Here is a 23,288-nt window from a genome sequence, read left to right as displayed (position 1 = left end):
TTATAAAGGTATCTGCATATTAACGGTAGTGCCCTCTCCCGGATTCGAAATCGTTTCGATATGCCCATTTAACAACGATATCCGGTTTTGGATATTCACAAGCCCTAACCGGTTTGTATGCTGATTATCTTTTTTATCCATGCCTTTACCATTATCTTCCACCGTAACAAATAACCAATTGTCTAATTCACTACATTGCACGATCACCTTCGTAGCGTTTGCATGCTTAATCGCATTAGCGAGTAGTTCCTGGATGATACGATACACCGTAATCCGTAAAGGGTCCGGATAGTTATCGTTGATTCCCAGGTTTTGGAACACCACCTGCATGCTGGCCGTGCCCATATAGCGGCACAGATCAGACAGGGCAGGAGCTAACCCGCCAAACCGCAGCGACTCGGGCATCATATCATGGGCAATCCGCCGGAGCTCATCAACCGAATAATCCAATTGATGAACGACGTCGTCTATCGCATCTCTATCGTCGGAATTTCCTCCCCCTGTTCGGGCCACAATAGAAGATAACTTTAATTTTACCCCCGCTAAAAGCCCTCCCAATCCATCGTGTAAGTCTTTGGCCATTCGGTTTCTTTCCGCTTCCTGCCCCTGAAGGATGGCAGCATATTGATTCAAACGCTCTCGTTGACGCACATTCCGGAGTTCCTCTTCGTGCAATAAATCCTTTTGGAGGAGCAGCAGTTTATTATCTCGCCCAATCTTGCGCCAAAAATAAGCGACACAGATTGCCAAGAGCAGTCCGGCGCCTAAGGCGAGCCCCCACCAACGGCTTTTAGCGATGGCTAATTCCTGCTCCTTGTTTTTCGTCTCGAGCCGAAGGATGCGGTTCTCCTTTTCAGTCGCTTTATACTGTTGTTCAAAACGCAATAGTTTAGCAGCCACATCCCTTTGGTGTATAGAATCCTTGGTCATCCTCAGCGAATCCATATAAGCATAAGCGGTCTTATAATTCCCTAAATGATATTCCAAGGCGGCCATTTCTCTTTGGTATACAGCACGATTTTGCAGACGGGAATAAGGCTGATAGCTGTTGGAAAGAAGCAGGTAATCCCGTGCCTTTTGATAGGCTCCCGAGTCTCGGTAAAACATACTCAATTCAAAATTGAGGTCTTTCAACATGTACGCATTGCCGAGCTTTTCTGCCGCGGCGATCCCTTTCGCATAATTTTCCAGCACCTTTGCTTTATCTCCCATCCGATTAAAGTAGGTGAGCTCTGTTCGGTAATAGCTCGGTACAGAAGTAACCGCGTGTGGAAGCTGCTGAACGTAAATCTTTGCACTATCCAGATAACTTCTCGCTTTGGCCTGATCACGCATAAACAAAGCATTGCGGGCAGCATTGATGAAAATATCCATCCGATCCTCTTTCCTTTTGGGCACTGCCCGCAAGGCGAGGAGTGCTTGATCATAATAACCTGCCGCGTCCTTATAATTGGATAAGTTGCTCATCAGCATCGCCATATTTTGTAATTGATAGCCAACTTGTACACTATCACCAGCCAAACGAGCATAAGGAATGGTTTTGTGAACAATCACTTCCATGAACTCCGCACTCTTATCTTCCTTTTGCAGCACCACCCCATAATTATTCCACAGTTTGGAGCGATATTGATAACTTTTAGGGGCTGTATTTCTAGCCAGTAAACTATCTGCTATTGAAAATTCCGCTTTTGCCTTTTGGGGTTCGAAGTCCATCAAGATATTGGCATGATACAAGTGGTACAGGCCTTTCTGATAATCCGTGGGTGGCTCATCCATTAGCCTGTGTGCCTCTTCTAAATATTGATAGGCTTTCACAGTATCATAGTCGATCCAAAATATGCTGATTTGTAATAGACCTTCTATTTTTTCCTCTATTGCAGAGGTTTTTTCCACATTTTTCAACAAACTATCGGAATATTGTTTAACAGCATCTTGCGCTTTTACGAAGGATAAATCGAATAACCATAAGAATACTATAAGTACGATCTGTAATTGGGAAAATAGACTTTTATGTGTGTTCTTATTCATCATTGTGGACTTACGCCCTAATTTAATATAAATCCTTCGTTTTCGATGATCTACTCATCAAATTTACCCTCATTTTTAAGATTGGAAAGTTCACTGTTTTATCTGTCAAAGATATAGGGTTTACCTAGCTATTGCAATCCCAGAAAACAAGGGTTTTGGCCAGGCTCTCCTGAGGCTCCCCTTTTATTATTGCAAATACTGGTTTTTAGGGATTGTATAAATGAACGGTGTAACATAAATTAGCTTTCTGATAAATGTTTAAATCGTTTTCCCTATGCAACCTTGTCAAACACCTCGCGCCAAAGCAATTATACTGTCATTTCTTTTCTTTGGCTTTCTGATCTCTTGCGATTGTATTCAGCAATTACAGGGCTTCGTTATTGATGCTGAAACGGGGGAACCCTTGTCGAATATTTTTTATACCCGTGATAACCTTTTGAAAGAAAAGCCAGTTAACATCAACGATCCATTATACAACTATTATCGGAAAACGGACAGCGTAGGCTGGTTCTTAGATTTCCGATTAGCCCATGGATTGCGTTGCAAACCTCCTTTGGTGTTGTGGTTTGAGAAAGAAGGTTATAAACCGGTTCGCTTGGAATGGCAACGTAATAAATCAAACAGGGATACACTGGTGGTAGAGTTACATCGGAAAGAAACCCGTTAAAAACATAGTTTTATTTGGTTTAATAAATTAAAAGCGCTCAAACAATCGTCCGAAGATTTCAAAGAAACCCTTTATCTTCTCCTTAAATGTCATTTTGGATGGATTTAGCCGATCTATCAAAGAGCTGATAACTTCATGCAACGATTTTACTATATACTGATTACCTCTATAAGATGTTAAAAATATAGCACTGTCAGAAAGCTTAGTGATTCCCGATGCATCGTTCATGATCTTACTGTTAGCTGTCGGAAGTAAATAGGAGTATAAATCTTCCTTATCGTAATAGGGTTTGTGATCGATGACAAATATAGGTAACCATATTGCATGGTATTGCTGAGAGTTTTCATCTGTTGGACTAAGAAACTTTTCCAACTCTTCAAGCGTCGACGGTGCAACGTCTTTTATATCGCTGTGCGGCTTGTGAGCGTGTTTATGAGCTTTAAAAAGATGGTAAGCTTCGTAAAGTGATGGAAGGTATAATTTACTGTCGATGTATACACCATTATGCCAGTTGTAAAAAGTGACCAATTCCTGCGGTATCTTTACCCCGTTTGTGTTTTCAAATGCCTGTAGATCATTTGAATCAATTCCTGCTTTAAATTGAGCAGCGGGGTGTTTGTCGACAATGAGCTGCTCTAACTCTGCTAATTGTTGCTCTAAATTTGTTTTAATACTCCTCGGCATCACATTTATTTTAAACTAGTTACAAAAAGAAACACCATCAGCAAAATAATCGGTATGGATAAAAACACCAGTTGCGTTGCTCGTATGGTTCGATAAAGGGAGCCTAACAGTTCCTTGGCGTATGATGATATGACCAAAAGGATAGCAGCAATCCCCATCCAGGTAACCGTAGCGGTAACCAGACCATTCATATTCATAAAACCATCCGTATCGATATCAAAACCCTCCATGACTGCCTCATATAATAAAAAGGTCCCAAGCCAGTTGATATGAAAACACACGAGAATAGTTATAATTGTATGTATTAAAGAGGCGTTTTTACCCTTTAGCTGCTGTTTGTCTATCATGTTAAAACCAATAAATGAAATAATAAAAGATTAATTAGTTCCTTCATAATTGAGCACCCACTTCTTCTATGGCATTGTAGTAACGAGCCTTAAAAGGGGATATCTGCCTTGAATTTGTGATCACCAAGGAACCATCTCCACCTCGATCCACTTCATTGTCGAATGGCTCTTTTTTAAGCCAGTCATATAGATTTCCTTCAGTGAGTACTTTAATATCTTCATCCCACACAAATTCTTTTTTGATCTGGGTAGATTGATTACAAGAAGCCAGTGCAATCAACACAAGTAGTACAATAAAGGTTTTATAAATGTATATTAAAGTGTTTTTTCTCATAATCAGTTGCGTATAGTAATGGAGTATTTAAAAAAGTAAAGATGCTCCAAACCGATATTTCATGTACCAGTCAATCCCAATAAATATTAGTATAACAAGTATGATTGCTAAAATGATTCCTGTTCGATAGTTCTTTTTATCAAACTCATAAGTTTCGGGATGTATAGAAAATTCAGAATAAATAAAAGGGTCTATACGAAGATCAGGGCGAAATAATGCAATCCCACGCAAAAAATGACTTCGCAGTATGCGACTATTTCGGGTGAAGTAACTGTAGCCCCAATCTGGATGAAAAGGTCGTACCTCATGGTCCTTTCCATTCAGAAAGACTTTTAAAAACGCCTGACGATAGGTTGCATCCCCTGTAAACTGTAACTTTGAAACTATAAAAACATCATAAACAATATGATCGTTTGATGAGATTTCGAATTGGTCAAAGCGCAAGCTTTCTTCAGTTCCATCAATCAATTCATAGAAAATACCTTCACAATTTACCTTGATGTGGCGAACTGATTTCCTTTTCCGACGTTTTAGAAAGCGTACAACAAAATAGCTTAGTACAATAAGTAGCGGGTAATAAATCATCCCGAACGCAAGGAGTTGCTCTCCGTCAATGCTACCGTCCGTATAAAATAGTACAGGGACAAAATAAAAGGATAAAACCAGGAAACCCAATAGGGAAAAGAACACGAAACGGATACACCAGGTGACCAACCAATTCGGCTCGGATTTTATTTCATGGAAATTATCTTTTGTGAAATTGTTCATGTTTTGTTTGTTTTTGATTCTTCCAAAGACGCTTGAGCCTTTATTTCTCTCTTAACTACTAAAATCAATCCATCCGCTTTTTCTGCGTTCTATTTCCGCATCGCGTTTTTCCAATTCTTCCTCTGTTGGCGTTACTTCTTGTCCCTGCGTATTGATGTAATATTCCCGACCGTATTTTGTAACCTTAGCAAGGCCGATCGCAAAATTGTCGAACTGCTCAAACTCCACTGGCAAGACCAATTCCAAGCGTTCATTGATGTAACCGCCTTTGCCATTTAGAACTACAAAAGCCAGTTCATTATAGAATGAACCAACCCGATCGTAGGTAGGTTTTAGTAGTATATTAAAATCGTAATCCATAAAACCCGTTTTACCGTTCTGTCTAAAGACCACATAAGGTTTGCGCCCATAAAAGCCGAGGTATTCAAAATCTGTAGTGTGTAATAATCGACCTGCTTTGTTGTAGATATCTATTCCATCGCCTTTTTTTGCATAAATTCGATCACAGGTTGGGTCGAAAGATATAGACGTGTACTGCATCGGAATGATTTCCCGTCCATACCGATCAATAACACCTTTTTTCTTATGTTGAGTGACTTCGGTCAGCATGGGAAGGCGAAAGAAATAGGCACCCTCGTATAGTATCGGAATGCGAATTCTAAATTTTTCATCTGCAAAACCCCATTTGCCATTCTTTTTGACTTGCATTCTACCATTGTAACTATTTTTTATGTCCTCGAACTCGATGGGCAAAAGTTCCGTCAAAGCGGTATCGATCAATCCTACCTTTCGTTCTTGCCGTTCTTGCCGCACCACAGCCAGATCGGGACGATCGCTTAAAGGCTGAATAGACAAGTAAGGGAAATCTTGGATCTCAAATCCCGTTTTTTGAGAGAGAAAGTCGCCATAATTGGTGAAAAAGAAAGGGCCAAACCGTTTGAGATTAGTGTATTCTTCCTCATTAACCAGTAGGCCGGTCTTTATATCAAAAAGATGATCACGTATAATTCCGTAACTCTTCTTGCCCACAACCGAGATTCCGTAGGCATTGACATACCCTACGCCTCCGTCGAACTGTGGAGCGACCACCTCGTTTCCTTCCCGATCGATATACCCATAAAGATTTCCCTCATACACACTCGTATCTTTCATGCTTACCGCAGCATATCCATTTGAAAAAGGATATACCCTATTGTATTTGCTGAACCGTGAGATTTCCCGAAATTGATCATCCATCAAAATAGAAAGGCTATCACGAGCTATCCAAATACGTTCTTCGGATCTGCTAATGAGTAACTGGTTGTCAAAAGGAAGCAGCGGCTGACCCTGCATATCCAAAAACGTCCATAGTCCATTCTTTTGCGCAGACAAAAATCTGGATTCAGGGATAGCGTCTAAATGTGTGTATTCCATGGGAATAACTTCCTTGCCCTTGCGGTCGTAAAGACCATACCGGCCTTGTTTTCCTACTCGGATATAATGCTGCGCATGCAGATCAATAGCCGAATACTGCGTATCTAACAGTAATTTTCCATTAGCGTCCGTCAGTCCAAACTTGTTCACTCTACCGATAGTGGGGTCAAATACACCCAATCGGTAAAAACCCGCTTCCCAAGGCTTGATGTCATCGAAGTGGTTGGGGAGTACAAAATTGCCCAGCGTATCAATTATGCCGAACCGAAAATCCTTTCGCACCACCGCTACGCCATTTTTAAAAGCCTGTGTTTCCTCGAAGATGGCGGGAATGACAAGCTTTCCCGCTAGGTTAATATATCCTTTCCGCTGCCCGATGGACACCGCTGCTCGGTTTTCCTGAAAGGGCATAGCCCAGTCAAATTGCGGTTTGATGACGATCTTGCCTTTTCGATCGATATAGCCCCATTTATCTTTTATTTGCACCGGAGCCAGCCCTTCGGCAAAGGAATAAGCACGGCTCGCTTTTACCCGGCGTAATAACTTGCCTTGACTGTTGATGTAGCGGTATCCCCGTTTGTCCTTGGCCAGCGCCATCCCATCAGTAAAGTCCGTCGCCCATATAAACCTCGGGAGAATAGCACGTTTTCCCTCTTCGGAAACGTAGCCCCACAGGCTGTCCTGCCGGACTAACGCCCAGCCACTTAGGGTATCGCCCATAAAATCGTACGAGGGCATATCCCTTTGTTTAGTCACGAGGTTCTTTGGCCCAAAACAAGCGGTCAGCAGCCCGCTGCCGAGGAGGAGCGCGAGTAGGAGAAACCGGTAAAAGATAGGCTGATTTTTAAGCGATGTATTCATAGGTAAATGAATTTTACATTTTCAAATGCCCCTGGGGTAAATACTTTTGAGGGATAGCACCGGGTGAATATTTTTTCCGAAAATTTATGTTTAGGTTAAACAAAAATAAGAGGAGAAAGGAGGTTCCGAAGACAAAGAAATACCTGTAGTGTCCAAAGGACCATGTGATAGGGATAACAATGGCTAATGCCAATAAAACCAACAAGATCAAGGCTTTTTTCCAAGGGTTTCCGTGTGTAAACTTAATTTGGTTTGTTGCCTCTGGCAAACCTACACGTTTGTGCAGTTCAATCACAAAGTTTCGGTAAGCTGCTTGATTTCTTTGTACGACCGTCGTATTAGCATCGTTTGTTTTCGGCCGTTTTAGCGCCCCGTCTCGCTCCATAAAGAAAGTCACGCTCTTTAAGTGTATGTGGGTTTTGTCTCGAAAATAGATGTCTATAGTATGCCAGGAAACATCAGATAGGCACAAATGAATACGATCAATTTCTGTAAACCTAAATTTATATGCTTTGGCCAATTGGTTTTTTGCTTGAACCGTAAAGGAAATACTGTCTTCATCCAAATAACAGATAATCTGTTTTTTGTTCCGAGCGATATAATGATATGATGTGTTTACGGTCATTTCTACTTTAGTTTTTATCAGTAAAACACTAATCTCACCCGTGGTGATATTCCTGGGAGAACTAACGATTTATCAGCTGTCAAGTTGCTATTTTTCTCTAAACTCTCTCAGCGTTGTCGGATGCAGGTAAAAACTGATGTCTTCCCCATTGTCTGTTAGCCGCACCCACCCATCTGATGCGATGGATGTATAAGTCGGTTCGATCAATTGCGTACCCTCTTTATCCATTATACCCCATAATGCGCCGTTTGTCTCTTGGAATCGCCATTGTTGCGTATTAGCCATTGTATAGACCTGATAATAATGCGGAGCGATCAACCATTGTGTTTCCTCCGCATCCCAAATACCCTGCCGTACCTCTTTGGCTTTACTTAGCGTAATGTGATATAGTGAATCATGCTTGGTGGCACTTACGCGGCTTATTTTCCAACCCTCTAGATCCTGCGTTGGCGGCACATAGTGCTTCCTTGCAGACCAAATGACATCTCCGGAAGGTCGGACGACCGTAAACGGAATATGCGCAGGCAAGCTTTGGTGCCAGTTTCCTTGTGTATCGAGGAATCGAAAAAAACGTTTCCCGTCGCGGAAACTCATAAACATAAAGTAATCCGAATCCGGAACAGATGAAAGTTGCCAGAGTCCGCGGATAAGCTCTGCGGCCGTCGGATCATCCGGATGTCTATGCTCACTAATTATTTGGGGTAGCGGTTTCGAAAAGTCCGGGTAGATAAAGGTCCGGCCATCGTCACTTTGATAAGCAGCAGCAATGGATCCATAGCTGCGTTTGCCTAGTGGAACGGTCATCGCCTGTGTTTCAACCACCTTAAAAAGAATGGAATCTAAAACCTCATAACTTTTATTATCGATCCGTTTTCCCTTCCGGTCAATAATATGCAACCGGCGTTTTTTCTGCTGCGCGAACGTATGTGGATTTAAAGATGCTTTGATCCCCGATGCAATCCGACGAGCGCCCTTTGGGCCAATACTGTACAGCCTATCATCGATAAACACTTGGTTGCTATCCAATGTGCGTATGTCAAAGTACTTATCAACATAGCTTTTATCTGTGAGTCGCTCGCTGCATACTTTATGAAGTTTATCCCCCAGAACAAATACCGTTTTCTTAAACCGCTTCACCGCTGTGTCAAATAGACGATTGTCACGACCGCCACCCATAATGCTAAATCCGGGCAGGAATTCCCACTCCCAAAAACGCCATCTCGTATAATACGATTTGTAGACTTCCGCCAAGGTATAATTGTCGAGCAGAAACAAACGTATATATTCATAGTCTGTCGGTACCACGATATGGTTATTCCTATCAATCACCCCTTTTCGATTCAGACTATCCGTTATCACGGCAAAACCTTGCTTGGTAAAAACAGTGGCTGTTTCATATTGTGGTTCGATCACGATATTTAGGTTGTCATCCGCATAACCGAACTTTCCAGATTTATCTCGATAAGGGTACCCGGCTTCGCGCAACACATCCTTACCTAAAAGATCGTGTTGACCGTAGGCATCGCAGACAAAAAGCATACATATCAAAACCATAAATTTCCGCATAGGATGACGTGTTTTGGTCGACTTAACCCATAGCTATATTAAAGCGACGAATTTATTCATAGACACAAATATCTCATAGAGAGGACCAGACCTCTTATACAAAAGTGTAGAAAATAAAGGAATGTCCCTATCCCCAAAAACCACTATTTTGTTGATGCGAGACGCTCCGAAAGATGCTTTTTCAAACCCCAATAAGGTATGTTTGTATAGATTTTAAGAGCGTCTCCTTAAAGCCTTTAAATATATACAAATTGCAAAACCCGAATTTAAGATCATCTGATGTCACTACACGACCATTTGCACAAGCCTCGTTTCCGTGGGTTATAACGATGTCTATGACAAGTTCTTTCACATTCCACAACGGGCTATCCGCCTCCTGGATATTTTGTGCACTAAACTCTTTTTAACTCTTATCACAACACAAAAAACTCCCCGTTTCTCCCTAATGATTGACATTATTATGGGAAGAAGAACAAACGGTGGTTTTCGGTGTTGGACATCGTGGCGGTGCTGACTGACCAGGACGATTATACCAAAACACGGAACTATTGGAAATACCTCAAAGCGAAATTAAAGAAAGAGGACAATCAGTTGGTTAGTGCCACTACCCAACTGAAACTACTTGCAGCAGACGGTAAACGATATAAGACCGATGTACTAGACTACGATGGTATCATCGCACTGGGAAAAACTTTTCCCGCAACCAAAGCAAACCGCTTTATCGAATGGTTTACTTACAGCGACGAAACTATCGACGGTAAAAGTAAACATAAAGCCTATGCCTTATTCGAAAGCTCATTTATCGATAACATTGAAATAGGTACCGTAAAAAGTTTACAACAGATACATGCCTATTTGTTTGGCGGGTTATATGATTTTGCTGGTCAGATACGCACTAAGAATATCGCTAAAGGCGGATTTCAGTTCGCGATGGCGCAATTCCTACCCAATACGCTGCAAGAAATAGAAGCCATGCCAGATAATACATTTGATCAAATCGTAGACAAATATGTGGAAATGAATATTGCTCACCCCTTTATGGAAGGTAACGGCAGAAGTACACGTATCTGGTTAAACCTTATGCTCAAAAAGGAATTAAAAAAATGTGTTGATTGGAGTAAAATTTCAAAAAGCAACTACCATCAAGCCATGATAAAAAGCGTAATCGATAGCGAAATTTTTAAGGCAACCTTGTCAGACGCATTAACAGACGATATTCACAGCCGAGAAATGTTTATGAAGGGAATTGACTATTCCTATTATTACGAGGAAAACTAACGATTAAATAACCCTTCCTATTTCCGGACTAGCAAAGGGCGGTCGTTCCAATATAACGCCAATGACGCCATGATAACGGCATAATGAAGCCAAGTGTTTGTCCCACGCTCATTTGTGGCTTGTGAAAAACATGTAGTTCGTCGGGTGGATACTGTTGTTTAATGTTCATAACATTTTGCTTTTAGCACCAGGGCCCATTCCCTCGCTGTGAAACAAAGGTGTCCCGAGTCCGAAAATTTTGACGGAAAATGAGGACATTTGAGGACTAATGAGCCCTAATGAGGACAATGAAGTCCTCATTCTCCCGGATGGATGTGTCACTTTGCCGGACGGAAGTATGACTTCGCCGGACGGAAAAATGAGCTGGATGAACAGAAGTTCAAGACGGATAGCCATCCTTGTCACTTTGTAGGACGGAAATTTGCAGCGGACGGACAACCAAAGGGTACGGAAGGACATCTGTTTAAGACGGTTGTACACCCGTATCATTTTCCATGGCCGGAGCATGGGCGAAAACAACGAATAAACGATCCAGATGGGCAGCTATTTGACCGGCATGCCCATTCGTGAGGCTTGGAAGGACGGAAGTGTGACCCGGAAGGACGGAAGTTCGTCCTGGTTGGCCATCCCGATGACTTTGTAGGGCGGAAGAATGCCTGGGAAGGGCAACGAAATTGTTAGGATGTCCGGCGAAATCGTACGGAAGGACGGCAAAACGAAGGGGAAACACCCCAATATGGATATTTCCCCTTACCCTAAAACAACGAACAAGGTCGCCGTTTTATCATCGTTTACCTTTACGAATACTCTCTTTCATCGCACGGCCAAGATCTGCTTCTGAAAAGAAATGTCGTTTGCCAAATATTCTGGGAACTAAGATCCCCTGTTCAATCCATCGCGTATAAGTGCATTTCGCGATGTTCAACAAACTCATCACTTCCTTTCGCGTTAATAGCCCATCGAGTTCGCTTATATTCGGTTGTTTATCACACTCAGCCGGCGTACCGACATCAATTAGTCGGCCGGATACGTTTTCGTTACCATCCGGATAGTGGTTTGCATACCTTGTCCGGGCGGTTATTGGGTTGGGAAGTTCGGGTGAACCATCGGCAGGAACAACGTAGCTCGGATAGCGTGGGAAGGGTACGGTCTAGCGAGACGGAAACACAGCGAAATAATACGGCGAGCGGGCTGTGGCGCTTTGCTTTTGTCGCAGCTGTGGCGCTGATCATCGGAATCTTTTTGGTTATTCGTAAAATGCGTTAGCAATTTCTTATCTTTATCAGGCTATCAGGTGTTTACGTAGAGCTGATGGCTTATGTTAAGGTTATAAATGATTTAAAATGGATGATTCAGCGATTACGATATTAGTGGTTTTGGGAATAATCGGTTTGGTGTGGTTGTTGCCGATATTAGTCATTATGAGTTCCCGTAAAACCACTGGAAGTGAGAAATTAGCGTGGCTGCTGGCGGTAGTGTTTATATCTTGGTTCGCCTGGATCTTTTATTTATTGCTGGCGCCGATTAAAAAGAAGCGATGAATATACCTCAAATAAAAAAGAGCGCAAATTTTATGCGCTCTTTTTTTGTTGTCCCACCTGGATTCGAACCAAGACTAAATGAACCAAAATCACTTGTACTACCCTTATACTATGGGACAAACTTTGTCAGACAGGTTGTTTCTGTTTTGACGATGCAAATATACAGCAGTTTTTAAAACTTGCAAAATAAAATAGCTAAAATCCTTTATGCTGGCTGATTCTCAATGGAATATTTTTTCAAGGAAGCTTGCCCAGCGCCGAATTGCGCCTGGATTTGTAACAAACTACGTTAAAATGTGCAAATATTATTTAATAGTCGGTTAGTATTCGCTATTTTCGGAGCGTATTTTTAGAATAACCTTATCTCGTTATAGAATGGATTACAAGAAGATTAATAACCTTTTGGGATGGATATGTGCGGTCATTGCGACGGCCGTATATGTCATGACAGTCGAACGTACGGTGAGTTGGTGGGATTGTGGTGAATTTATCGCTTCCGCTTTTAAAATGCAGATCGTGCATCAACCAGGTGCACCGTTATTTCTGATGATACAAAACCTGTTCTCCAATTTGGCAATGGGTGACACGACGCAGATTGCTTTTTGGATGAATATCGGATCGGCGGTATGTAGTGGATTGACGATCCTCTTTTTGTTTTGGACCATCACGGCATTGGGCCGAAAACTATTTGTCGGGACCTCGCGTGATGCGGACCTCAGTGCAACGCAATTATTTGCGGTGATGGCCTCGGGCGTAGTCGGCGCGCTGGCCTATGCCTTTACCGATACGTTTTGGTTCTCTGCGGTAGAATCTGAGGTTTACGCCATGTCGTCGCTGTGTACGGCGGTGGTCTTTTGGGCGATCTTAAAGTGGGAGGCCCGTGCCGATGAGCCACAGGCGGATAAATGGCTGATCCTTATCGCGTATGTGATGGGGCTGTCTATCGGGGTGCATTTATTGAACTTATTGGTTATCCCGGCAATCGCCTTGGTGATCTATTTCCGGAAAGCGAAGGAAAGCACCAGTATGGGGGCTTTGAAGGCTTTGGCATTAGGCGTAGTGGTATTGGGATTTATCCTATGGGGAGTGATCCAATATTCCGTTAAAATCGCGGCTTATTTTGACTTGTTTTTCGTAAATACACTGGGCTTGGGTTTTGGTACGGGTTTAGCGTTCTTTATTGTGTTGCTGGTTGCGGCACTGATGTATGGTATTTATTACTCGGTTAAACAGAAGAAGTATGTGCTGAACATCGCGATGATCAGTACGGCTTTTATTATTTTAGGCTATAGTTCTTTTGCGATGATCATGATTCGTGCAAAAGCAAATCCTACCTTAAATAATAGTGATCCGGACAACGCCTTTTCTTTTCTCAGCTACCTGAACCGGGAGCAATACGGCGATGAGCCACTTTTTAAAGGGAGATTTTTCGATGCGCGCCCAACGGGTGTGGAAGATGGTAAAAAAGTATACCGCAAGGATGGGGATAAGTATGTGGTCGCGAAGCGTAACCCGGTTTATACCTACGAGCGGGAAACCATATTCCCCCGGATCTATAGTGATAAAGGCGGTCACCCGGAGTACTACCGGGAGTATTTGGGCTTAGGGCCGAATGATGCGCCGACGTTTGCCGATAACCTGAAATTCTTCTTCGGCTATCAGATCGGACATATGTACGGCCGGTATTTCTTGTGGAACTTTGCCGGTAGGCAGAACGATCAGCAGGGGCATGGTTCGTTTACAGAAGGCAATTGGATCAGTGGGGTTAAACCGATTGATAACATGTTGGTGGGTGGACAGGATGTGCTGCCAACCTCTGCGAAGACGGATCCTTCTCGCAATACTTACTTTTTCCTTCCGCTTATTTTAGGTTTGTTGGGGGCGTTCTGGCATTTTGGCAAGCGGCAGCGGGATGCGGGCGTCGTGGGGCTGTTGTTTTTCTTTACCGGGATCGCGATTGTGCTATACCTCAATCAAAACCCTTTGCAACCGCGCGAGCGAGACTATGCGTATGCGGGTTCCTTCTATGCATTCAGTATCTGGATAGGCTTGGGTGTGTTGGCGATTGCCGATTTTCTACGCAAGAAAACCAATGCAAAAGTGGCGGGATATGTGGCGGCAGCGGCTGGTATTTTGGCTGGGCCGGTGATCTTGATCGCGCAGAACTACGATGATCATAACCGCTCGGAGAAATCATTGGCGCGGGATATGGCTCGTAATTATCTGGAGTCTTGTGCGCCAAATGCGATTTTGTTTAGTTATGGCGATAACGATACGTATCCGCTCTGGTATGTGCAAGAGGTGGAAGGGTTCCGGACAGACGTACGGGTGGTCAATCTAAGTTTGCTGAGCGCGGATTGGTACATGAAGCAGATGATGAAAAAGGTGAACGACGCGGATGCGTTGCCGATCAATATCGACCCCGAACTAATTAAGGATGGGGTGCGCGATGTGATCTATTATCAGGATTACAACATTCCGGGTTATGTGCCGGTGCAAGACCTTTTGAAGGTTATGCTATCGGACAATCCGCAAAATAAAGCGCAGTTGCAGAGTGGGGAAATGGTGAATGTATTGCCTACCAAAAAAATGGAACTGGCGGTGGATAAGCAGGCGGTTTTGGCGAATAATGTGGTTCCTAAAGAATGGGAATCGGCTATTACCGATACAATGCGCTGGACGTATAGCCAAAACTATGTAAGCCGCGCGGAGCTTTCTATGTTAGCTATTTTGGCGAATAATAACTGGGAACGCCCGGTATATTATACCATCACGACACCGGAGAGTAACTATATAGGTTTGGATAGATACTTGGTCAATGAGGGCTTTGCGTATCGGTTGATGCCGATTGATTTAGGATTGCAAGAGGGCGACCCCACAACGATTGAGCATATCGATCAAATTTACGATAATGTCATGAATAAATTCTCTTGGGGTAATATCAGCGATGCTTCGTATATCGATCCGGATTCTTACCGCTATATCAGTATGTATGTAGGTTCTATATATGGTCAGCCTGCACAGCAGCTTCTGGCGGCTGGTGAAACGGATAAGGCTAAGCAAATGGTCGTGAATGCCTATGAAAATATGCCGAAGAGAGCGTATTTGATGTCGGAAGTGATGGGCTATGTTCCACTATTAAGCGTTATGTATGAGGTGGGGGAAGCTGAAAAAGCGAACGAGATTACCCAGCGCAACTTGACATTTATCCAGGAGAATATGCGGTATTACGAAGCGGTTTCGGAGGCGAAATCTAACTTGGAGTATAGAAATATGCGTTTTGGTTTGGCATCGATTCAACGCTATAAACAGTTGTTGGACGAAGTTAACCAGCCGGAATTGCAGAAACAGGCCGATGCGTTGTACAATTCGTACCGGCATTATTTTGAGCAAGCGGGTGAATAAAAACAGGAAAAGCACAAAAAATACCTTATTTTTGCGTAAATATTCTCAAAATGAAGCAATCTATTTTATTAGAAGGGGCTAAATTTCAGATCACCATCCGGCGTCTGTGCCAGCAACTGATTGAGAATCACTGCGATTTTTCCAATGCGGTACTCATCGGGATCCAACCCCGGGGCACTTACTTGGCAAAACGTATCCAAAAGGAATTGCAGGAAATGACGGGGGTCGACGTGCAGCTGGGTATTTTGGATATTACGTTTTACCGGGATGATTTTCGAATGAAAGGCACCAACCCACTGATCGCCAATAGCACAGATATTACTTTCATGGTCGATGATAAGGAAGTTATTTTGATTGATGATGTCCTGTGGACGGGTCGGACAATCCGCTCGGCGATGGATGCGATGCAGGCCTTCGGCAGACCGAGCAAGATGGAGTTGTTGGTGCTCGTGGATCGTCGCTTTTCTCGACAGATACCTATCCAGCCGGATTATATCGGCATACAGGTGGATTCTATTGATTCACAAAAAGTGATCGTGAGTTGGGAAGAGATTGATGGAGCCGATAGTGTGGAGCTGATTACAGAGAAGAAATAAAGCGAGAGAAAATTTTCATAACATGTCAACTACAATCGAGCAGCTAAGTACAAGACATCTTCTAGGCATAAAGGATTTGAATGAAAATGATATTCAACTTATCCTGGATACGGCGGCAAATTTTAAAGAGGTGTTGAATCGTCCTATAAAGAAAGTACCTTCTCTGCGGGATATTACGATAGCTAACGTCTTTTTCGAAAATTCTACCCGTACACGTTTATCTTTCGAATTGGCCGAAAAGCGTCTTTCTGCGGATACGATCAATTTTGCTGCATCGTCTTCGTCGGTTAGTAAAGGAGAGACCCTCATTGATACGGTGAATAACATCTTGGCGATGAAAGTCGATATGATCGTTATGCGTCATCCGTATGCAGGTGCAGGTGTTTTCTTGAGTAAACATATAGATGCACAGATCGTCAATGCGGGCGATGGCGCGCATGAACATCCTACGCAAGCCTTGTTGGATTCTTTTTCTATCCGGGAGCGATTTGGGGATGTGGCCGGACGTAAAGTGGCGATTATCGGTGATATATTGCATTCGCGCGTGGCGCTATCCAATATTCTTTGTTTGCAAAAGCAAGGGGCGGAGGTGATGGTGTGCGGACCGACAACGCTTATCCCGAAATATATCCGTTCGCTCGGGGTTAAGGTAGAGCATGACTTACGCAAGGCGTTGCAGTGGTGTGATGTGGCGAATATGCTGCGTATTCAGCTCGAACGCCAAGATATTGGTTATTTCCCCTCCTTGCGGGAATATTCGATGCTGTATGGTTTAAACAAAGCGTTACTGGATTCATTGGATAAAGAGATCACGATTATGCACCCGGGGCCTATTAATAGGGGGGTAGAGATCACGTCGGATGTGGCGGATAGCGACCATTCTATTATTTTGGATCAGGTAGAAAATGGGGTGGCTGTAAGGATGGCTGTACTTTATCTACTGGCCGGAAAACGGGGCTAAAAATGGCTGCTACTCAAAGCGATAGGCGGAGTGTGGACGTAGTCGTGAAGCGATGATGCGGATCAAAAAATGTTAAAAAATAGGGATGTGCCCAGCTTTTAAAAGTTGGGCATATTTTTTGGGTAAAAAGTTCGTTATAAATGCGTGGTTACCAACAGATGTTAAGAACTTTTGAGGAAAACGTGAAAGTTTAGTTATAATTTAGTATCCTGAAGAGCTGAGCCTTTCGGTGAGGTATTTCATGTTGTAATGCGAAGATTTTTTGTTGAATAATTCATCAGTATGAATAAGAAAATTTATGGTGTAGGAGTAGCATTGAGTTTAATGGGGGCCACTGCCTTTGGGCAGCAGACCGCCTGGCAACAAATAAACAATGCATACAAATCCGGAATGGAGTTGTTTGAACGAGGGAAATTTAGTTCCGCTGCGAAGCAGTTTGACCGGGTGGAGGACGTCCGGACTAAATCGACTTTGCAACTGGATGAAACGGAGGAGTTGACCCTGATCAAAGAGAATGTTCGCTTCTATCAAGCCATTTGTGCACTGGAGTTGGGGGATACTAACGCGGAGTCACTTTTTTTGAAATATATTAAAGATTATCCGGCGAGTGCGAATTCGAAAGCGGCCTATTTCCAGATTGGTCGGTCGTACTATGCGAAGAAAGATTATGGGAAGGCGATCGAGTGGTTTGAAAAGATTGATAGCCGGAACTTGGCGGGAGCAGAAAATGTAGAGTACCGTTTTAAATTGGGCTACGCGAAGTTTATGACGGGCGATTATGCGGCCTCTAAGCCGCTGTTTGAGCGTTTGAAGGACGAGCGTGGGCAATACCAGGAAGCGTCTATTTATTATTACGCTTACCTGGCCTACTTAGATGCGGAATACAAGACGGCATTAAATGAGTTTGAGCGGCTCGACGGCTCGAAAGCCTATGAAAATAGCTATCCGTATTATATTACGGCGCTTTATTTCTTGGATAAACGGTATGATGATGTCTTGAATTATGCCCTGCCGATCTTGGATCGTACGCAGCAGGAAAATGAAACGGAGCTGTTTCGTATTGTAGCGGCAACGTATTTTATTAAGGGGGATTTAGAGAAGTCGAAAAGTTATTATGATAAGTTTCAGGCGCAGGATCAGGGTAAAACACAAAACAATCAAGATAGCTACCAGATCGGTTATATTGCTTACCGCCTGAAAGATTACGAAAAGGCCATTACGGAACTGGAGAAATTAAATGAACCAGATGCGTATTACCAGAGTGCGATGATTACGTTAGGGGATGCTTTTTTGAAAACAGGTAATAAACAGAGTGCGCGTAACGCATTTTTCCGGGCTTCGAAACTGGATTTTGATCCGGAATTGAAAGAAGAGGGGCTTTTTAATTATGCGAAGCTTTCTTATGAGTTGGAATTCCATCAGGTAGCGCTGGATGCCACGCAGGAATACTTGGAAACGTATCCGCGCGCGGAGCGTTTGGAAGAGGCTAAAACCTTGTTGGCGGAGGTCTTGTTGAGTACAAAAAATTACCGGGCGGCGGTAGATATCTTGGAGAGTATTGGAAAGCGTGGGCGGGATGCGAATGCGGCCTACCAAAAGGTGACCTATTACCGCGGGCTGGAGTTTTATAACGAACGTGCTTTTGAGAACGCGATATCGATGTTCATGCGGTCGGAAGCTAACCGCTACGATGAGGAAATTTACGCATTAGCTTTATACTGGAAAGCGGAAGCGATGTATGAGGTGCGGAAATATGGCGAAGCGGTCGCGAATTTTAACAAGTTTATGCAACTCCCTGCAGCGCGTAAAACGGATGTGTATAGTTATGCTAACTATGCGCTGGCGTATGCGGCCTTCCGTAACGACCGTTATAATACGGCGGCGAATTATTTCTCGCGCTTCTTGGCGACCGGGGGTAAAGATGGTTTAGAGGTTAACACACGCAACGATGCTATTGCGCGTTTAGGTGATTCCTATTTCGGGACGAAAAACTATGGCCGGGCTATGGAGCAATATAACCGTTTGATTAGTTCGAATGCGGCGAGCCAGGATTATGCTTTATTCCAAAGAGGGATTATACAAGGGTTACAAGGGGATAATAAAGCCAAAATTGCAACGTTAAATTCGGTTATTCAAAAGTATCCGAAGTCCAATTATGCGGATGACGTAGCTTTCGAAATCCCGTATACCTATTTCTTAATGGGGGATCACGACGGGGCTATTGAAGGCTTAAAGCAAATGGTTGAGGATTACCCGCGCAGTAGTTATGTGCCACGGGCATTGGTGACGATCGGCTTGGTGCAGTACAATAAAAATGATAACGACGAGGCCTTGAAGACTTTCCAGCGTGTGGTGAGCCAATATGCGATTACCGACGAGGCGCAACAGGCGATGCGTTCTATCGAAAATATTTATTTGGATAGGGACGATGCGACAGGATATATCCGGTATGCAACGAGCACGAATATTGGTGACTTGAGTACGGCGGAGCAGGATGCGCATACCTTTAGTATAGCGAAAACGGTATTCGACCGGGGGAACTATCAGGGTGCTGTGGAAGCGATCAACGCGTATTTTGATAAATTCCCGAAACCTATTCAGGAAAAACATGCGCGTTTTATCCGCGGAGAGAGTTATGCGCGACTAGGCATGGATGCGGAAGCCTTGCATGATTTTAATATCATCATGAACGACTGGACGAGCGCTTACACCGAACAGACTTTGGTGAGTGTGGCGCGTTTACACCTAAAAAATAATGCGTACAACGAGGCGGTACAGGTGTTGCGTAAGTTGGAATTGACCTCGGAGTATAAGTCGAACTATGGTTTTGCGATCAATAACCAGTTGGTCAGTTATTATCATATCGGCGATTTTGTGGAGACGCTGCGCTATGCAGAATTGGTGAAGGAGCATGATAAGTCTTCGCAGGAAGATATCGCGCTTGCTCATCTGTATGCGGGTAAGGCTTATTTGGCTACGAAGAAGCCAGCCGATGCGCTTAACGCGTTTACGATGGCGGCATCCATGAGTAAAACGATTACTGGTGCGGAGGCGAAGTACTTGGTTGCCGAGCAGCAGTTGAAGGCCAAGCAATATGATAAAGCGATTGCGTCGGCATTTGATATTTCAAATACGTTTGCTTCATACGACTATTGGGTGGCGAAAGGATTTATCCTGATGGCGGATGCTTATGCCGGCAAAGGGGATGATTTCCAAGCGAAATCTACTTTGGAGAGCGTGATCGATAATTATGATAATGACGGAGACGACGTGCTCCAAGAGGCGAAGTCTCGTTTAGAAAAATTGAATAAGTAAGAATAGGAAGAATGATGAAGCATAAAACAGTATTTAAGAATTACGCTATCATGGCGTTATTACTTGGTATAGGTGTGGAGGGATATGCGCAGCAGCAACGGGATACCGTTCCGGACAGACCGGTGACGATCGATTCTATTGATATCGTCCGAGACTATAGGCCTATTCTTGCGGATGCGGTGAAGATCCGTCGCAGTCCGGATATGACCAATAAGCGGAGTTATATGCCGAAATTGTCGTACGGAAATATTCCGGATAAAAAGTTGGATATCAATACGGGGCTAAAGGAGTTGAATGTGCAGGAAACGCCTTTTTCGGAAACGCTAGATCTGAGAAGTAACTACGTGAAGTTTGGTTTGGGAAATTTCAATACCATCTTGGGCGAAGGGTATTTCTCTTACGATGAATATGAGGATATGCAGGTGGGTGGTTTTGTGAAACACCTCAGCCAAAAGGGAAGCCTAGAAGGGCAGAAGTTTTCGCGTCAGGAGGTAGGGGTGTTCGGTAAACGGATTCTTCCGCTGTTTACGGTAAATGGCTTAGTGGGCTATAACCGTTATGCAACCAACTTCTATGGGGTGCCGTTGGCAAACGACCGGATGACGAGCTTGAACCCGTCGCCGGAAGGGCAGACCTTTAGCGATATTTATTTTACGGGTGAATTAACCAGTAACTATGATCCGAATGATGCGGAAGCATTGAGCTATTCGGCAAAATTGGATGCGTATTCGTTTAGTGATAAGTTCGACGCGAAAGAAACGTCGGTTGCTTTATCGGCCTATCTGAACAAGCGCGTAAATGCGTTTAATGTGGGAGCGAATGTGAGTGTGGATATCAATAGTGTGGATGGTACGGATAATTTGGCAAACGCCGGAAAAACCAAGAACTCTTTAGCGATTTTGAATCCGTACATCCGGTTTAAAGGCGATAACTATGCGATTACGTTAGGGGCTAATTTTATTCCGGAATTCGGCGACAGCACGAGTTTTAATATTTTCCCCGCGGCGGAAGTTGACTTTGCGTTAGCACCGGAGTATTTTCATATTTTCGGGGGTGTGAACGGCGGGGTGAAAAAGGCTTCTTATAGAGACTTTGCACGTCAGAATCCGTTCTTAGGTCCGAATCTCGCAATTCGAAACATGGTGGAACGCTTGCATGTATTCGGAGGGATTAAAGGAAATGCGGGGGCGACTTTTGGGTATAAAGTGAAAGCGATCTATAGGCAATTGGAAGGTATGCCGTTATTTGTGAACAATATGGGAACACCGTTCCAGTTTGATATGGTTTATGATGGAAATGGCGATGAGGCGGTGAAACATGTGGGTGTGGAGGGTGAGTTAAATATCCGGTTGTCGGAACTCATCAATTTGGGTGGTCGTTTGAATATTGACCAATACACGACAGCTCAGCAAGAGGAGGCTTGGCATACGCCGAAGTTGCGCTTGGCGGCGAATGCCCGTTTCAATATTTCGGAAAAGTTATATATCGATGCGGAAGCGTTGTTCCACGGTGTGTCTTATGGAAAAGCGTTTGAGTATGATCCGGCTACTGGATTGATCATCTCGGATACGTATAGCAGACGGGAAGTACCTTCGTTTTTTGATTTGAGCGCAGGTGCGGAATATAAGGCAACCAAGCAGTTGGGGTTATTTGTGAAAGCAAACAATATCTTCAATACGGAGTATCAAACGTATTTGTACTATCCGAAACTTGGATTTAACGTGCTAGGCGGTTTAAATTTTTCATTTTAAGTGTAGAAGATTTAACTTTGTCAGTTCATGGAACATAGGATGAATTTAGGTAAAAACGTATATAATCTGTTAAAGAGACAGCCGAATGTATTTGTAAAGGGCTTGGGGTCTTTTAAGCGGAATCATACGCCGGCGGCGTATGATGATAAACGGAATGTCTATCTTCCTCCTCTCACCTACATCGATTTTGACCGTACGAGCGAGCAAGGGTACGACTTTGTTCAGTATATACAGCAATTGGAGCTCATTAGCCGGGAAGAGGCGGAAGCGATGGTGGATGCCCAAGTGGCTGATTTGCTGAAACGGGTGCATGCGGATGGGCAGGCAAAACTCGATGACTTGGGACATTTGGTAAGCTATGGGGATAGTTATGTGTTTAAAGCCTTGGATTTAACGGGTTTCCATTATGCGCCTGTTGAAGCCATCGCCGGACAACCCCAACCGGTAAAAGTAGAAACGCCCGAACCGGAGCCACCCGCTCCGCAGCCTGTTGATGAGGAACCGGCAGTGGTGGCGGAAGTACCATCGGCGGAATCTCCGACGGAGGAAGAAGCGGGGACGGTTGCCGAAGTTGCGGTGCCTGCAGCGGAGGCTGATGGGACGCCGGCGGAGTTTGTAGAAGAAGAAGTTCCGGCAACACGTAGTAATACCATATGGTATGTGGTGATTGTATTGGTAGCATTGGGTATTATCGTTGCTTTATACTTAACGAATCAACAGCAGGGTGCTTCGTCTACCACGCAGACACCGGTTGTGCTCGTGGATTCGAACGCGAACGAACAGGATTCGTCGGCGTTGGTGCTGGCGGGAGATTCTACGGGCTTAGTGGATTCGCTGGGGCTGCATGCAGCCGATACTGGCGCGATAGAACGGCCAACGAAGGTGCTTTTGGTGCCGGAACACCATACTTGGCAGATTGTGATCGGTTCGCATAAAACCTTGGCGCAGGCGTACGAACAGGCGGAATCCTATAATAAAGCGGGCTATCCGAAGGTGCGGGTGATTCCGAGTAACCTGGCGAAGAACCGCAAGAAAGTGATCTGGGATTCTTACGAAACGAAGCAGGAGGTGGATTCTGCTCTGAAATATGTACAGCGTCATCATATCAAAGATGCCTGGCCGGATAAGATTAAATAAATAGTAAAATA

19 protein-coding genes are annotated in these 23,288 nt (G+C 43.9%); 11 read left to right on the top strand and 8 right to left on the bottom strand.

Translation table 11 applies throughout. From position 1 onward, the window contains the following. Positions 1-2,031, bottom strand: a complete 2,031-nt coding sequence (locus LKO28_RS07935) for a sensor histidine kinase (RefSeq protein ID WP_227694292.1) — start codon at positions 2,029-2,031, stop codon at positions 1-3. 271 nt (positions 2,032-2,302) lie between these two features. Here LKO28_RS07935 and LKO28_RS07930 point away from each other — a divergent pair, with 271 nt between their 5' ends. Then, the gene (locus LKO28_RS07930) at positions 2,303-2,695 is read left to right on the top strand and encodes a hypothetical protein (RefSeq protein ID WP_227694290.1); all 393 of its coding nucleotides are present in this window, start codon (positions 2,303-2,305) and stop codon (positions 2,693-2,695) included. Between the two features lie 27 nt (positions 2,696-2,722). Here the strand turns inward: LKO28_RS07930 and LKO28_RS07925 are convergent, their stop codons facing one another. The 7 genes from LKO28_RS07925 to LKO28_RS07895 form a co-directional block, all read right to left on the bottom strand. Beyond that, positions 2,723-3,379: an SMI1/KNR4 family protein gene (locus LKO28_RS07925; RefSeq protein WP_227694288.1), complete on the bottom strand. Its 657-nt coding sequence runs from the start codon at positions 3,377-3,379 to the stop codon at positions 2,723-2,725. 5 nt (positions 3,380-3,384) lie between these two features. Further along, positions 3,385-3,726, bottom strand: coding sequence for a hypothetical protein (locus LKO28_RS07920; RefSeq protein WP_227694287.1), 342 nt, complete (start codon positions 3,724-3,726; stop codon positions 3,385-3,387). 43 nt (positions 3,727-3,769) lie between these two features. After that, positions 3,770-4,060: a hypothetical protein gene (locus tag LKO28_RS07915; protein WP_227694286.1), complete on the bottom strand. Its 291-nt coding sequence runs from the start codon at positions 4,058-4,060 to the stop codon at positions 3,770-3,772. A gap of 27 nt (positions 4,061-4,087) precedes the next feature. After that, positions 4,088-4,828 (bottom strand): hypothetical protein, encoded by a 741-nt coding sequence (locus tag LKO28_RS07910; RefSeq protein ID WP_227694285.1) that lies wholly within the window; start codon positions 4,826-4,828, stop codon positions 4,088-4,090. 51 nt (positions 4,829-4,879) lie between these two features. Further along, entirely contained in the window at positions 4,880-7,102 is a 2,223-nt protein-coding gene (locus LKO28_RS07905; protein ID WP_227694284.1) for a WG repeat-containing protein, read from the bottom strand. Positions 7,103-7,115: 13 nt separating this feature from the next. Then, positions 7,116-7,727 (bottom strand): hypothetical protein, encoded by a 612-nt coding sequence (locus tag LKO28_RS07900; RefSeq protein ID WP_227694283.1) that lies wholly within the window; start codon positions 7,725-7,727, stop codon positions 7,116-7,118. 87 nt (positions 7,728-7,814) lie between these two features. Continuing rightward, positions 7,815-9,293, bottom strand: coding sequence for a WG repeat-containing protein (locus tag LKO28_RS07895; RefSeq protein ID WP_227694282.1), 1,479 nt, complete (start codon positions 9,291-9,293; stop codon positions 7,815-7,817). 489 nt (positions 9,294-9,782) lie between these two features. Here LKO28_RS07895 and fic point away from each other — a divergent pair, with 489 nt between their 5' ends. From fic to LKO28_RS07845, 10 genes are all read left to right on the top strand, one after another. After that, positions 9,783-10,571 carry a protein adenylyltransferase Fic gene (fic, locus tag LKO28_RS07890; RefSeq protein WP_227694281.1) on the top strand — a complete coding sequence of 263 codons (789 nt, stop codon included), beginning with the start codon at positions 9,783-9,785 and terminating at the stop codon, positions 10,569-10,571. 312 nt (positions 10,572-10,883) lie between these two features. Continuing rightward, complete coding sequence (locus LKO28_RS07885; protein ID WP_227694280.1) at positions 10,884-11,141, top strand: hypothetical protein; 258 nt, start codon at positions 10,884-10,886, stop codon at positions 11,139-11,141. A gap of 486 nt (positions 11,142-11,627) precedes the next feature. Beyond that, positions 11,628-11,837, top strand: coding sequence for a hypothetical protein (locus LKO28_RS07880; RefSeq protein ID WP_227694279.1), 210 nt, complete (start codon positions 11,628-11,630; stop codon positions 11,835-11,837). A gap of 77 nt (positions 11,838-11,914) precedes the next feature. Beyond that, complete coding sequence (locus LKO28_RS07875; RefSeq protein ID WP_227694278.1) at positions 11,915-12,112, top strand: hypothetical protein; 198 nt, start codon at positions 11,915-11,917, stop codon at positions 12,110-12,112. A gap of 375 nt (positions 12,113-12,487) precedes the next feature. Continuing rightward, a complete protein-coding gene (locus LKO28_RS07870; protein WP_227694277.1) occupies positions 12,488-15,517 on the top strand; it encodes a DUF2723 domain-containing protein in 3,030 nt (1,009 codons plus the stop codon). 50 nt (positions 15,518-15,567) lie between these two features. Beyond that, positions 15,568-16,113: a bifunctional pyr operon transcriptional regulator/uracil phosphoribosyltransferase PyrR gene (gene pyrR / locus LKO28_RS07865; protein WP_227694276.1), complete on the top strand. Its 546-nt coding sequence runs from the start codon at positions 15,568-15,570 to the stop codon at positions 16,111-16,113. Positions 16,114-16,135: 22 nt separating this feature from the next. Next, positions 16,136-17,074 carry an aspartate carbamoyltransferase catalytic subunit gene (locus LKO28_RS07860; protein ID WP_227694275.1) on the top strand — a complete coding sequence of 313 codons (939 nt, stop codon included), beginning with the start codon at positions 16,136-16,138 and terminating at the stop codon, positions 17,072-17,074. Between the two features lie 282 nt (positions 17,075-17,356). Further along, positions 17,357-20,389: a tetratricopeptide repeat protein gene (locus LKO28_RS07855; protein ID WP_227694274.1), complete on the top strand. Its 3,033-nt coding sequence runs from the start codon at positions 17,357-17,359 to the stop codon at positions 20,387-20,389. Between the two features lie 11 nt (positions 20,390-20,400). Next, the gene (locus tag LKO28_RS07850) at positions 20,401-22,140 is read left to right on the top strand and encodes a TonB-dependent receptor (protein WP_227694273.1); all 1,740 of its coding nucleotides are present in this window, start codon (positions 20,401-20,403) and stop codon (positions 22,138-22,140) included. A gap of 27 nt (positions 22,141-22,167) precedes the next feature. Further along, the gene (locus tag LKO28_RS07845) at positions 22,168-23,277 is read left to right on the top strand and encodes a hypothetical protein (protein WP_227694272.1); all 1,110 of its coding nucleotides are present in this window, start codon (positions 22,168-22,170) and stop codon (positions 23,275-23,277) included. The last annotated feature ends 11 nt before the right edge of the window (positions 23,278-23,288 follow it).

The organism is Sphingobacterium sp. FBM7-1, assembly GCF_020687765.1.
In the GTDB taxonomy this organism is placed as follows: Bacteria; Bacteroidota; Bacteroidia; order Sphingobacteriales; family Sphingobacteriaceae; genus Sphingobacterium.
Note: the sequence above shows the minus strand (reverse complement) of the source record. Positions and strands in the feature narration are given on the sequence as shown.

Coding starts and splice junctions, on each gene's coding strand:
- LKO28_RS07850 (WP_227694273.1), top strand. CDS start 20,401: ATGATGAAGCATAAAACAGTATTTAAGAATTACGCTATCATGGCGTTA.
- LKO28_RS07855 (WP_227694274.1), top strand. CDS start 17,357: ATGAATAAGAAAATTTATGGTGTAGGAGTAGCATTGAGTTTAATGGGG.
- LKO28_RS07930 (WP_227694290.1), top strand. CDS start 2,303: ATGCAACCTTGTCAAACACCTCGCGCCAAAGCAATTATACTGTCATTT.
- LKO28_RS07895 (WP_227694282.1), bottom strand. CDS start 9,293: ATGCGGAAATTTATGGTTTTGATATGTATGCTTTTTGTCTGCGATGCC.
- LKO28_RS07845 (WP_227694272.1), top strand. CDS start 22,168: ATGGAACATAGGATGAATTTAGGTAAAAACGTATATAATCTGTTAAAG.
- LKO28_RS07920 (WP_227694287.1), bottom strand. CDS start 3,726: ATGATAGACAAACAGCAGCTAAAGGGTAAAAACGCCTCTTTAATACAT.
- LKO28_RS07885 (WP_227694280.1), top strand. CDS start 10,884: ATGTGTCACTTTGCCGGACGGAAGTATGACTTCGCCGGACGGAAAAAT.
- LKO28_RS07925 (WP_227694288.1), bottom strand. CDS start 3,379: ATGCCGAGGAGTATTAAAACAAATTTAGAGCAACAATTAGCAGAGTTA.
- LKO28_RS07900 (WP_227694283.1), bottom strand. CDS start 7,727: ATGACCGTAAACACATCATATCATTATATCGCTCGGAACAAAAAACAG.
- LKO28_RS07870 (WP_227694277.1), top strand. CDS start 12,488: ATGGATTACAAGAAGATTAATAACCTTTTGGGATGGATATGTGCGGTC.
- LKO28_RS07910 (WP_227694285.1), bottom strand. CDS start 4,828: ATGAACAATTTCACAAAAGATAATTTCCATGAAATAAAATCCGAGCCG.
- LKO28_RS07935 (WP_227694292.1), bottom strand. CDS start 2,031: ATGATGAATAAGAACACACATAAAAGTCTATTTTCCCAATTACAGATC.
- LKO28_RS07915 (WP_227694286.1), bottom strand. CDS start 4,060: ATGAGAAAAAACACTTTAATATACATTTATAAAACCTTTATTGTACTA.
- pyrR (WP_227694276.1), top strand. CDS start 15,568: ATGAAGCAATCTATTTTATTAGAAGGGGCTAAATTTCAGATCACCATC.
- LKO28_RS07905 (WP_227694284.1), bottom strand. CDS start 7,102: ATGAATACATCGCTTAAAAATCAGCCTATCTTTTACCGGTTTCTCCTA.
- LKO28_RS07860 (WP_227694275.1), top strand. CDS start 16,136: ATGTCAACTACAATCGAGCAGCTAAGTACAAGACATCTTCTAGGCATA.
- LKO28_RS07875 (WP_227694278.1), top strand. CDS start 11,915: ATGGATGATTCAGCGATTACGATATTAGTGGTTTTGGGAATAATCGGT.